Below are 12,651 nucleotides of genomic sequence, written 5' to 3' on the forward strand. Positions count from 1 at the left end.
TGCGAAATTAATTTCTACGAATAGAAAGAACTGGATTTAAGAATAGATCGGTCAGTATTTTTCTCTGGCTTGCATCAGGAATACGAGAAAGAAGTTGGTCCATCTTTCCTTTAATCTGAGTGAAATCAGGATATTCATCCATGACTCTTAGAATATGAGGCCATGCTTTTTTTACAAGTTCCGCTACTGCTGGACTTGCAGTTCTTGCTTTATTCCAAGAAGCTTCTAATTGGTTTCGGATACGGAAAAAATCACGTCCTAGCTCCAATACTTTTCTAAGTCTAGATTCAGAAAGCCCAGTGCGAGAACCCAGTTGGCCTAGGGTTCCATCCCATTCTACTACTTCCCCCCTGGATTCTTTTAAGAGAGAAGTTTGTAATTGAACAAGTGCGTTTTCTTCCACAGGTAAGGAAGCAACCCAACGTTTATATTCTTCCAATTGCCCTGCTTTTTGGAAAACTCTGACCTTCCCTACCTGATCCATATATTTAGAAAATGGAATGCTTACAGGTGGTTCAGAGAAGCTAGGAGAATCTCCACCAAAGTCTCCATCGAAATGAAGATCTTCTACATCTGAAAGAATATCTTCTCCCATCGGTGCAGGAGAATCATCTTCTTCCAGCTCTTCAACCTTCATGATTAAAGGTTTGCCGGAGAATAGTTCACCATATTTTTTTAATATTTCTTCTAGGATCGGGGTTTCAGGACCCTTACGAACCGGAACTGGGATTGGCCTTGCGGCTGCGCCTGCTGCTGCAGTTTCTCTTGCGACTTCTCCCAAGGCTGCTGCTTCTCGTTTTTTACCGGTGGCAATCTCTACCAGGTAGATCATTCCTTCTTCCGATTCGAATCTATGCCCTGCCGGAAATGTAAATCCAAGTCCTTCTAATATTTCTTCCGATATCTTAGAATATTTTTTCTTACGAGGAGTTTGTTCTGCAACAGACTCTTGCTCTATAAGTTTGGTTTTTACCTTATTTAATGCTCCCAAGAAGTTTCTATTCATATAAGAAGAAAGTTCTTGGGAGCCCATTCCTAGGAATTGAGCGAACTGAGGAAGTTGATCAAAAAAATGATCCGTCTTTTGGACGTTACTGGAAATATAAGAACGAATTTTTATCTTAAGAGATTCTTGTTCTTTTGGGGAAATTTTTTTAGCCGAGATCAACGTCCCGAAAAGTTGGATATGCGTATGAAAATAACTTAAAAATTCCCCATACGCTGTTAGAACGTATTCTCCATGAGAATTTTTTTCTATGACCTTTTTGTCTGCCATAACTGGATTCGCAGTCAAGTTTTTACAACCCTAGACCGGAATTCAAGACAATTAAGTTACGAATCTTTCTTAAACAGTCTTAGGTAAGGTTTCTTCTGTAGGACTTCCGCTAATAATCCTATATCTCAAGAATGTGTTACAAGTTGCTTCTTCGGAATAACGAACCAAATCGTAATCCGGACGAGGAGAACGGAAAAAAGAAGAATGGGCCAGACGTTCTGTCACTTCTTTACGGATATGAGCCCTAGCTTCGTTCCTTCTCATATAAACCGAAGGAACTACTATATCATTCTTATAAGATAAAATATTATTTCTGTAGATGGCTACAGTTAAGCGGATCCGGTAGGATTTATTTTCCGTAAGGTCTTTTGGTTCCAGAAATTCCATGCCGAGGCCCTTTGTTCCGAAAATCTTTACAGACTTTCTATAACCAAAGTATCGGATTTCCCACCCCCAGATCTCAAATTCGGGGCTTAGAATTTTTTTACTTTTGGAAAATTTAAATTAGGCCGACAAGCGGGTTCACACAGGGAACAATTCTCACGCAGAGACACGGAGTCGCAGAGAATTTTTGGGTTTAGTACACCCTATATCCTCCGCGTCTTAGCGACTCTGCGTGCCAAAAACCATGTGCCTCTTTGACACTCTGCTCCTCTTAAATTAAGGTAACATAATTTTATGTAGAGTCCAAGGGGTTACGAGGAAAGAAGAATCTCCTGTATCGGAAACATATAATGCTCCAGTGGAGATTTGGTTTGTTGGTATAGAAGTCTGATTCAATTCGACAAAGTTCCCGTCTCTCTTAAACAACTTATATCCGTTATTCGAAGTTCCTTCTAATGTATATAAATTCCCAGACTTATCGGTTGTGATCTGTTTGAAAGGAGTTGCAGCAGACTGAACCAAATTATTCCATTCTAAGGTATTTGAATTAAATTTAGAAATAGAAGTATGGATATCAGTATCTCCCATTCCGATCAGCATATGATAGAAATTGCCTGAATAATCCGTTTCTAAATCCACAGTGCTCAGGATGAAAGATTCTCTATACGGTGTACTTAAATAATTTCCATCCCCTCCCCCATTAACGGAAGAGAAGTTTAAATATGTAAATGAGTCTTCTTCACCTAAATCCACAAAATCGCTGAACACCCTTCCGCCGGTCACAGCAAGACTTGTAAATGGAACAAATGAATTCGCAGGAAGTGTTCGAGTAGTCACTCCTGTAAAATCCGTTTTAACTTTTATCAAAACCTTCGCATCTAACGAATTGCTACCCGAGATATACAAGAAGTCTCCATCAATTTCAAGATCAGTTCCTTGAATGGGAGAACCTTGAAAAGAAGGTAAAGCAAAACTGGAAATATGAGATCCATTCGGATTCAGCTTAGTGATCTGTTTTGTAGCATGAAGAATATAGAAATTTTTCTTATCGTCCCTAACAATTCTTAAAGGAGAAATTCCAACTAAACTAGGAGCACAATTCGAAAAGATAGGTGCAGGACAGGAAAGAATAGAAGATCTCCCGATATCCACGGCTAAAATATTTCCATTACGATTATCTGTTGCAATACTTTGGATGGTAGAAGGTCCTGCAGGATTGATCTTCATAGTCACAGAACCGCCTGACATTCCACTATGAAATCTCACTAAATAAGGTCCATTATCCGGAAAAGAATTCTGCTGGATGGCAACTATGATCTGCCCACCGCTCATGGTCATATCGATAATCTGGCCAACAGTGATTTGTTTGGAAGCAAGTTGAACCGGAGTGTCTCCAGTAATATCGTATTGGAATAAATCAAAATTAGAATTATCTGCAACTAGCAAACTATTATCGGAAGGGTGAATATAAATTGCATAAGGTTTTCTGAATGTACCAGGAAGATCCCAGGTCTTGAGCAAATTCCCTGCGGAAGAATATTTAAAAATACGATCCGTTCCTGTATCGAAGTTTGCTTCGCTAACATACAAATTTCCAGATGTGTCCAATGCCAAATCTTTAGGTTCAGAATCAGCAGGCAAATCGATTAAACTTGTTTGGGAACAATCCGAATTAAGTTCGAATATTTTCATTCCAGCCAAAGCGAAAATGCGATCGTTAGAATCCACAACCATTGCTTCAGGAGAAATTCCCGTCCAAACACCGATCATATCTCCATTCACATTTAGGATATAAACATTTCCACCACTTGCAATAAGTATAGAATTTCCAAAGGAGGAAACAGAACTTGCAACTCCAGGAAAACCATTTTTAAATCTGGAATAAAGAGAAGTCCCTCCTCCAAGAGAATTCAATTTTGCAGCACAAGAAGAATTGAATCCGATTGTTCCTGTATCAAAACTGCTGATCGGAGAAACTTTACCTTCCAGATCCACAACTTGGATCGCATAATGAAATAAAGTTTGGGAATTAGAAACTGTATCTGTAAAAATAGGATCAGTCACAGAACCAATCTGTTGAAAAGAGGTTTCGAATACTGATTTTTTAAATACTCGGTATTCTTGAGCAGGAACCGGATCCCAACGGATCTCAACCTTATCACTAAATACTGCATCAGAAGCACTTACCCATGTGGGAGTTCCAGCTTCCCCCGGCAGAGGATTTTGTCCCGGATCAGAAGAACTAGGAGAAATCGTTGCAAGAAGTGCAGATACAGGATCCAAACCTCCTCCCTCGGAGGAGCATCCTGCTAAAAAAGAAAAATTAAAGATTAAACTTAGTAAAAAAAACTTTTTCATAAATCCAGACAAACATTAAAATTTTATCATTTTCGAATTTGTTCCAAGATTAAGGAACGATCACTTTCCCGCTAATAAACATATCATCAAACGGTCCGTCCACATATGAATAAGAGGATAATTCCACACACATATATCCGAATGTAGTACGGTCCAAACTGGAACTCGCTTCATATGTTCCGATCGGAATAGTATCGAATATCTCAAAGAAGCTGAAAGGAATTGCAGGTATGGAAAAAGAGATCGGCTGTGCGACAGAAATATCTACGTAAAGATAATCAAGTGTATCCAGAGATATCGTTTTCTTTGCCTTGAATTCTATATTATCGCCATTCAATGTAGCAGTTGCACAAGCGGTCCCACAATCTCCCACAGTAGCAGGAAGAGCTGCGGCTCCAGTACAAAAGTGAGTTTGTCCGACTTGTTTTACTTTAGAAGAGATCCCGAATTCATTTCTGGCAACAATCAATACTTTTAATTTTCTGTCCGTCGGTCCAATCATTGCAGGAGGACTTGCTCCAGGTTGAGCCAATTGGCCTGCAGTAACCGTCCAATGAGAGAAAGAGTTTACTACAGTATTATCAGGCATCAACTTCATACTTTGGCCTCCGATAAATGCGGAGACGGTCGTATTATCATGAACAGGCAAATTAAAATTGATAGATTGTATGGAGAATAAACCCACATAACTATTCTCACTCGGAGTCGAAATATCAAAATTAGTAATTACAGAATCCTGAAGATCAGGAGCGTTTTCAGGCTGACCGGGAGGTGCAGGTTCTCCAGGTGGAACCGGAACTGGAACCGAGACTCCATCTAAGACCGCCTTAGCAGCTGCGGTCATTTCAGCTATACTCTTTGCATCCTCGGAACAATATAAAACACATAAGATCCCAAGCACCGGTAAGATCTTTATAAAATGTTTCTTTCTATTTAATAATTCCATTAAGATTCCCATCTAATGTTTTTCTCAATCAGCTCGTCCCTGGCATTTTTTTCCGAGTTATTTAAAAAATACTCAGAATCGTTCGGAATGAACGACACAAATTGGGGAACAAACGCATGTTATACGAATTGATCAGATACTTTGATCTCAAAACTTGGGATAAATCGAAACGTTAGGTGTATGTATGGATTCCCCGACCAGTTAACATCATAACAATTCGTGATGAGCGTATTTTTAGATTTTTTAATTCTTTCAGAAAAAAAGTGAGGAAAAGCTCACATTTTCTTTAGCGCCCGCTACAACGGTCTTTTTCCAAAACGCGTTCAAAATTTACGATCAATGTTAGCTTTCAAGGAATAGACACTTTTCCATTGACGAAGCTTGTTTTCAGTACATTTGCCGAATCGATAACGAAAGACATTGAACTAATTTCCACACACATATACTCAAAATTTATAATATTCAAACTACTATTTGCTTCGTAAATACCGACTGGGATATTCGTGTCATTCATTTCCAAAACTGCTAAGGAAGTTGCTGGGAAAGAAAAGGAGATCGGTCTGGTTACTTGAATATCCGTATAAAGATCGGAAAAAATATCCTGGGAGATAGTGTACTGGGACTTAAACAACACCTTATCACTGCTTAAGCTTGCTTTTGCACATAATGTTCCACAATCTCCAACAGTTGCAGGGAGAGACGTTGCTCCTGCGCAAAAATGTGCGAGGCCTCCTTGTTTCATCTGGGAAGAAATGCCGAATTCGTTTCTTGCAACGACTAAGATCTTATATCTCCGATCAGAAGGTGCTATCAAAATGGGGGGATTCCCCGGAAATTCCGCAATGGTTCCTGCAGTAGAAGTCCAATGAGAGAGAGAATTCACGACTGTATTATCCGGTAAAAGTTCCATGTCCTGCCCTCCGATAAATCCGGAAACGGTCGTATTGTCGTGAACCGGTGAAACAAAATTGATTGGTTTGAAAGTAAACAAACCTTTATAATAATTCTCGCTCGGATTAGAGATATCAAAACTAGTTATTGTAAAGTCCTGCAACTCAGGACTATTCTCAGACTGGCCAGGCGGAGCAGGCTCTCCCGGCGGGACCGGAACAGGGGCTGCAGTTCTATCCAATACAGCCATTACTGCGGCGGAAAGTTTCGTGTCATTTTTGGGATCTTCCGAACAGTTTAAAACGAATAATATCCCAAACATCGGCAATATCTTTGTAACACATTTTTCTATATTTAACAAATTCATAATATTCTCCATCCATCGGTTTTGCATAAACAACCTTGTTTAGCTAGATTTTTCCGAGCTTTTTTAAAAAAAGCCGGAACAGAGGGAGCAAACGATACAAATAAGGGAACAAACGTATATCGATTAGTTTGACAAACCGTTTGGTTTCTAAACTTACGCAAAGTTTAGGTCTTCTGTTTGTTTACAAAACGAATTTTTCTCGACCAAAACCCTATTTATAGGGGTCCTAAGTTTTAAGAATTTATAATTTAGTTTCCATAGGAACGTACATCCTTCTTTCTTTAGCCCAAGGAAGCTGGGGAAGTAAAAGAAGAATGTAAGAGATCGGAAGCGATTCGAAAATGATCTCCCCATGAAGAGGATCCATTTTAGTGATCCCTAAAAATTTAGAGATCAGTATAAAAGAGATGAAGACAAAAGCAGAAAATACAAATGCCAAACCGATCGCGATAAGATGCCTGGTCCAAATATTTTTCCATACAAGTTTTGTATCTCTTATCTTATGGAATATAAAACTCACCTGCATGGCCCGAATCGAAATAAGAAGTAAAAGTATAGCTAGAAAGATATTATTTCCACCACCCGCAGCGATCCCGGACCAAGTCAATGTCGTGCCAACAAAAATGATCAAAGAATAAATACAAAGGAGAATAACGGAGATCCTACTTCTGGAAAATCGGATCACTATTCCGAATATAAAAAGAAGAAGAACATCCATATAGAAGTTACGAAAAGATCCCAACAGGAATGCAAAAAGAATACTCTGTAATAACCCGATCAAAATCAGAATATAAGAAGCCGTATTCAAAAAAAACTCCGCCTCTTCTGGGGACTCTATCTTTTTAAAAAAACGTTTCAATAGATTCATATCAGGTTCCGGCTATCCTTCCCATCCCAGTTTTCCAGTCAATTTATTCAATTTGACCGCCCTTTTGGCTGATATATCTCGAGGTAGGATGTACTACAAAACGCCAAAAACCTTTCAGATTCGGGCTTATTCTGGAAAAATCCTAAATGACAAGTGATTCGGGCCCTTCTTAATGGAATTAGAGAGCACTCATGAACTTCCGCTACAATCATTCTCCATTTTCTTACCAACGCCGCAGAACCAGAGAGGTAAAAGTTGGAGATGTTGGGATCGGTGGAAATAATCCAATCCGCATCCAGTCTATGATCACCGCGGATACAAGAGATACCGAAAACTCAGTCCGACAAATCCTAGAACTGGAAGCCTCTGGTTGTGAGATTGTCCGATTGACCGTGCCTTCTCAGCCGGATGCGGATAACTTGCCGAATATTCGCAAGGAACTTAAACGACTCGGAAGTAAGGTGCCTCTCGTTGCTGACATTCATTTTACTCCAAGTGTCGCAATGAAATCTGTAGAGTGGGTGGAGAAGGTCCGCATCAATCCGGGAAACTTCGCTGATAAGAAAAAATTCGCAATCAGAGATTATACTGAGATTGAATATAAAGAAGAACTAGAAAGGATCTCAGAAGTATTTAGTCCACTCGTACTTCGTTGTAAAGAGTTGGGAGTCTCCATGAGAATCGGAACCAACCATGGTTCCTTATCAGATCGTATCATGAATAAATATGGTGACACACCGCAAGGAATGGTGGAGTCGGCGATAGAATTTATTCGGATTGCAGAAAGTCTTTCTTATAAAGATATTATAGTAAGTATGAAAGCCTCGAATCCGCAAGTGATGGTCCAGGTTTATAGACTATTATGCAGCCGCTTCATGGAATTACAGATGGATTATCCATTACATCTTGGAGTGACTGAAGCAGGAGATGGAAAAGATGGAAGGATCAAATCCGCAATCGGAATCGGCTCCTTATTAGAAGATGGACTCGGAGACACGATCCGAGTTTCCTTAACAGAAGATCCAATACACGAAATTCCAGTCGCAAGATTACTTGCAGACAAATATAATAAACTCAGGTTTCCGGAAACCCAAAGCCAAGGATATTCAGAATTTAGAAACCCTTATTCTTATCAAAGATTTTATAGCAGACCTATCCAAGTAGGCAGTCTTGCTTTAGGAGAAAACCATCCTGTTCGTATCGAATCAGTATTACCTTTCGAATCAGAAAGTAGATTTTCACAGGAACTTGCCTCGCTGAAAAATTATGCAAGATCCAGATCCCTGGATTTGGAAATGGTTTCAGTGCCACTTCCTACTAACGAATTCCTAAGAGAAGAATGTATTTCCGCAAGTAAATCTTCTTCAGTTCCGATGGGAGTTATCGTAGAACAAAATGAATTACTTCTCGAAGACGTATTAGAAGATCTGATCCCTTTTCATAAGGTAACGATAGATCCGTTCCATCATTTCCAAAACAGAGATTCTTTATTAGAATTTTTGCATAAAAGAGAAGGAAAAGGAATTACAGAACTTAATGTACAAGCCTATCAAATAGAAAGTTTAAAAGGATTACCCGAAGAATTCAAGAACGCAGGAATAGAATCGGTAACATTCTCCGTTCAGACTTTCCATATCCTTCACGATTACAGAAAACTCGCCCGTATTCTCAGTGATTTTGATTATCCAATTTTCTTAAGCGCAGAATATTCGGACATGGAAACTGCATTATACGAATCCTCTATCGGCTTAGGCGGAATGTTGACAGACGGGATCGGAGACATGCTCCGCATTAAGGTAATCGACAGCGAACCAGAAGCAGTATTACAACTTGGATTTGATATACTACAAGCAACCAGATTAAGACTTACAAAAACAGAATATATCTCCTGTCCTTCTTGTGGGAGAACATTATTCGACCTACAAACCACAACTGCGCGGATCAAAGAAAAAACAGGCCATCTAAAAGGGGTCAAGATCGCGGTCATGGGCTGTATCGTAAACGGACCTGGAGAAATGGCGGATGCTGATTTTGGGTACGTTGGTGCGGGCCCAGGCAAAGTGCATTTATATAGAGGAAAAGAAATAGTACTCAAAAGCGTTCCTTCCGAAGAAGCAGACGAAAGACTCGTTCAGCTAATCAAAGACTCAGGAATGTGGATGGAAAGAGAGTCAGTTACCTCTGACTCGAGCCACTGATCTTTTCATAAAATTTCACGGTTACGTAAACCCTATTATCTAACAATAAATTACGCCTAACGTAAAAATTCCAAATTCATAGGGAAAATCTCTCAAATTTTCTCCTTCTACTGTCTGACATTTCTCGCTTAAGATATATTAGACTAGAAGATATTTTAAAATTGGAATTTCTAAAATGAAAAAACCAAAACCTCTGGGTATTTTATTCCTTATGTGCTTTACGCTTTGGAATTGTGAACCAGATCATAAAAATTATAACTCGGAAACTTCGATTCTTCTGAGTTTGACAAGTGCCGCAAGCCCTTCAGCAACTTCTTTTAAACTGCCTGATGCAAACCAAGCTACATGCTATGATACAACTGGTGCAACACGCTCTTGCGTCGGAACAGGAGAAGATGGAGAATTTACGAACTCTCCAGCTCCACTCTCCTTCCAAATCCAGGATTCGGGAGAAACAATCCTAGAAGAAAGTACAGGACTGATATGGCAAAGATGTATATTCGGTATGGTATGGAATGGCAGCACTTGTATCGGATCCAGCATCAGTTTATATTGGCAAGCTGCAAATGCATATTGTAATTCCTTATCTACTGCAGGAAGAATCTGGAGACTTCCTAGTGCCAGAGAATCGACCCTACTTTCCGATCATTCTCAAACAACTTACACTTCTAATACTTATTTTCCAAACGGACAAGGGGCGGGAGGTTGGACATCCACAGCAGCAGTGCCATTCTTCGGGAGATATTTGGTATCTTCCGGTGGAAATGCAACCCCCATGGATGAGACTACAAATTTTCCTGTTCGCTGTGTTTCCGGGCCCAGGGCTCCTAACGCGAGTTTCACAGATATGGGAGATGGAACCATACAAGAAACGAACTCTGGACTTATAATCAAAAAATGTGCGTATGGACAAACAGACGACTCTTCTTGCACCGGAAACGCAGGCTCGTTGAATTGGCAGCAAGCATTAGATTATTGTAATAATCTAAACTATGCCTCCAGAACAGATTGGAGACTCCCATCGATAAAAGAGTCCTATTTCATTTCGGAGCCTTCCATAGGATATTCAAATCTTCCAATTTCCGTTTTTCCAAATGGAGCCCAAGCAGCTATTTCTTGGACTGGAACCACATTTAATGGCACATTATCAAACGCCCACGCACAAATGATCTATCAAATGTATATATATGCAAAGACAGAATCGTCCAGCGTGAAAGCCCGCTGCGTAGCCGGCCCTTGAGCTAATATTCCATAGGAGAATCTCGCACAGAGACACAAAGAACACAGAGGTTTGATCGAGCATGTAGGAACTCCTACATGCCAACGACAATCATATCTCCGTGCCTCAGTGTCTCTGTGTGAAAAACCCAGTGACTCTTTATCCTCTGAGCCTCTCTTAAAGCTCGTTCGCCTCTACGATAATAAAGTTTGGAGAAACCTGTCTCAATTTTTTAGCGGAATATTTCCCCTTGTCTTGGAAAACTTTCTGTTTCCAAACCTGAGTAGCAAATTCCGTTTTAGAATTTTTGATCTTATCGTAGAAATGATCTGCTATCTTTTGTTTACCCAAGACTGACTGAGTTCTTGCCAGCCACAATGCACTTTGCTGTTTTCTAAAAGAAGAAGTCTCTAAACTTTCAGCTTGTTCCAATAAGAACGCAGCCTTATTCAGATTCCCTTTTTCCAGATATAATATTGCCTCTAAGAAAAGGATAGAAGGATCCTTGCCTGCAAATTCCTCGTTTGCTTTTTGCAATTCCACAAGGATATCATCGATCCCTCCCATCTTTGGATCATCATTGATAAGCATTGCTTTTTTATAATGTTGGATCGCAGAGCCTACTTTTAGATTTTTCGTAGCTGGGACCTTCTTCTTCCCTTTTCCTTTTTTCATATTAGAAAGATCCAAAAGTTTATAACCAGGTTCTCCCCAAACCATAGGGATCTCCATATAAGGACCACTACTAGTGGGAGCAGTACCAACTGAGACAAAAATTTTATGAGCTTCTGCGCTCATCACTACAGACTTTACAGAAGTTATCTGACGGATCGTAGAGCCCATTGTGCGAATTTCTCCACTGGAACAATCGACTGAATCATCCAGAAGATTCTGAAGGTCGACAACACTCGTTCCTTTCTTTTTCTTTTGAGAAGAAAGAAGTTGTTCTGCTCGATCAAAACGACTGATACAATGATGATAGAAAACGGGAGCCGCCATAATCTCTCCGTCTTGTAACTTCTCACTTTGGTAATGATTCGTATTTACTATATGATTCTTTCCTAAATTAGGATAAACCACATCCACATTGCCATAGTTGGTCTCGATGATCACAGCCTTTGGGCCCTTCTCCTTATGATTCGTAACGATCAAACCCCAAGTGGAATTGATCTTATGTTTTTTCGTGATACTCACAGCTTCTTCGATAGATCTTGCTTCTGAAATGATCTTGTGACCGAAATCAATTACACCCAAACCGTTAAAGCCTATCTTCTTATGAAAACGAGTATGGAATGCAATAGTGAGACCTGCTTCATTGAACGCAGTAATCCCTGGAACATCTGCTCCTCTACATGCAATATAACCATAACGTAAACCTTTTTCGGGAGTGCAGAAAACAACGATCGGGCGTTTGTCCCAAACTTCTACACCAGGAAAATCAAAATTGCGCGCATGATACAATTTGCCGTCCTGGCTTTGTTCTCCCCAAACTGCAACGCTTGTGCAAGCAGGGATCATCTGAGGACTTCTGCCCGGATTCATATGCGCAAGCTCAGGAAGAAGTTGGATCATACCCAAAAACCCAACAGAGTTCTGGAAAGAATCCATAGTAAACAGTTCCTTTTCCAATTTCGCAGAGCGACCTGCAGCAGTTAAAGCCGCAATCGTCCGAGCAGAAAACTCAGAAGGCCTATGCTTCATCATTCTTCTGGACATCCAATTCACTAGAAGTGAAGTCGCACCCTTTGCCAAAAAATTACGATTGCTACGAGGCAAACTTCCCAACAACAGATTGCGGGCCATCACAGGGTAAAAATCAAAGATCGGCTCAAACTGCCCGATCTCACTCATGATCTCTCCGAATTGTCTTCCCATCTCTTCTTGGGAACCCTTAAGATGTAATACTGCCAGTGGATATGTTTCCGAATTCATGAGCCAATCATAACAGATATTCTCCCGCGTATCGACCGCCTCCATAGGTTCGGATAGCCGAACTTATCGGATCGGACATTTTAAGGGAATTATTCCCCACCCTACTGGGTGGGAGCCGGGCCGGTGGTTTACGCGTTCAGGCGACTCTTGCTCTATCACAGAATTCTCGCCCGTTCAAGAACCTTTTTAGGGGCAATTTTGTAGGAGGTCCT

The 12,651-nt window shown here is 40.3% G+C and carries 9 protein-coding genes; 2 read left to right on the plus strand and 7 right to left on the minus strand.

The features are described from left to right. Window positions 1–7 precede the first annotated feature (7 nt). The 6 genes from B1C82_RS06610 to B1C82_RS06635 form a co-directional block, all read right to left on the minus strand. On the minus strand, window positions 8–1,276 hold the full coding sequence (locus B1C82_RS06610; protein ID WP_086446801.1) for a hypothetical protein: 1,269 nt from the start codon (window positions 1,274–1,276) through the stop codon (window positions 8–10). Between the two features lie 69 nt (window positions 1,277–1,345). Continuing rightward, window positions 1,346–1,663 carry a hypothetical protein gene (locus B1C82_RS06615; RefSeq protein ID WP_008592154.1) on the minus strand — a complete coding sequence of 106 codons (318 nt, stop codon included), beginning with the start codon at window positions 1,661–1,663 and terminating at the stop codon, window positions 1,346–1,348. Window positions 1,664–1,936: 273 nt separating this feature from the next. Then, window positions 1,937–4,018, minus strand: a complete 2,082-nt coding sequence (locus B1C82_RS06620; RefSeq protein ID WP_086446802.1) for an NHL repeat-containing protein — start codon at window positions 4,016–4,018, stop codon at window positions 1,937–1,939. Window positions 4,019–4,067: 49 nt separating this feature from the next. Beyond that, a complete protein-coding gene (locus B1C82_RS06625; RefSeq protein WP_086446917.1) occupies window positions 4,068–4,964 on the minus strand; it encodes a hypothetical protein in 897 nt (298 codons plus the stop codon). Between the two features lie 349 nt (window positions 4,965–5,313). Further along, entirely contained in the window at window positions 5,314–6,222 is a 909-nt protein-coding gene (locus B1C82_RS06630; protein ID WP_086446918.1) for a hypothetical protein, read from the minus strand. A gap of 241 nt (window positions 6,223–6,463) precedes the next feature. Then, window positions 6,464–7,090 (minus strand): hypothetical protein, encoded by a 627-nt coding sequence (locus B1C82_RS06635; RefSeq protein ID WP_086446803.1) that lies wholly within the window; start codon window positions 7,088–7,090, stop codon window positions 6,464–6,466. Between the two features lie 191 nt (window positions 7,091–7,281). Between B1C82_RS06635 and ispG the strand changes: the two genes are divergently transcribed. After that, a complete protein-coding gene (ispG, locus tag B1C82_RS06640; protein WP_086446804.1) occupies window positions 7,282–9,288 on the plus strand; it encodes a (E)-4-hydroxy-3-methylbut-2-enyl-diphosphate synthase in 2,007 nt (668 codons plus the stop codon). 175 nt (window positions 9,289–9,463) lie between these two features. Beyond that, the gene (locus tag B1C82_RS06645) at window positions 9,464–10,528 is read left to right on the plus strand and encodes an Lcl C-terminal domain-containing protein (protein ID WP_086446805.1); all 1,065 of its coding nucleotides are present in this window, start codon (window positions 9,464–9,466) and stop codon (window positions 10,526–10,528) included. A 156-nt stretch (window positions 10,529–10,684) separates the two neighbouring features. Here the strand turns inward: B1C82_RS06645 and B1C82_RS06650 are convergent, their stop codons facing one another. After that, window positions 10,685–12,439: a C45 family autoproteolytic acyltransferase/hydrolase gene (locus tag B1C82_RS06650; protein ID WP_199775843.1), complete on the minus strand. Its 1,755-nt coding sequence runs from the start codon at window positions 12,437–12,439 to the stop codon at window positions 10,685–10,687. Window positions 12,440–12,651: the final 212 nt, after the last annotated feature.

The sequence above is a fragment of the Leptospira venezuelensis genome (assembly GCF_002150035.1).
GTDB classification, from domain to species: Bacteria; Spirochaetota; Leptospiria; order Leptospirales; family Leptospiraceae; genus Leptospira_B; species Leptospira_B venezuelensis.

Coding starts and splice junctions, on each gene's coding strand:
- B1C82_RS06650 (WP_199775843.1), bottom strand. CDS start 12,439: ATGAATTCGGAAACATATCCACTGGCAGTATTACATCTTAAGGGTTCC.
- B1C82_RS06610 (WP_086446801.1), bottom strand. CDS start 1,276: ATGGCAGACAAAAAGGTCATAGAAAAAAATTCTCATGGAGAATACGTT.
- B1C82_RS06620 (WP_086446802.1), bottom strand. CDS start 4,018: ATGAAAAAGTTTTTTTTACTAAGTTTAATCTTTAATTTTTCTTTTTTA.
- B1C82_RS06645 (WP_086446805.1), top strand. CDS start 9,464: ATGAAAAAACCAAAACCTCTGGGTATTTTATTCCTTATGTGCTTTACG.
- B1C82_RS06635 (WP_086446803.1), bottom strand. CDS start 7,090: ATGAATCTATTGAAACGTTTTTTTAAAAAGATAGAGTCCCCAGAAGAG.
- B1C82_RS06615 (WP_008592154.1), bottom strand. CDS start 1,663: ATGGAATTTCTGGAACCAAAAGACCTTACGGAAAATAAATCCTACCGG.
- ispG (WP_086446804.1), top strand. CDS start 7,282: ATGAACTTCCGCTACAATCATTCTCCATTTTCTTACCAACGCCGCAGA.
- B1C82_RS06630 (WP_086446918.1), bottom strand. CDS start 6,222: ATGAATTTGTTAAATATAGAAAAATGTGTTACAAAGATATTGCCGATG.
- B1C82_RS06625 (WP_086446917.1), bottom strand. CDS start 4,964: ATGGAATTATTAAATAGAAAGAAACATTTTATAAAGATCTTACCGGTG.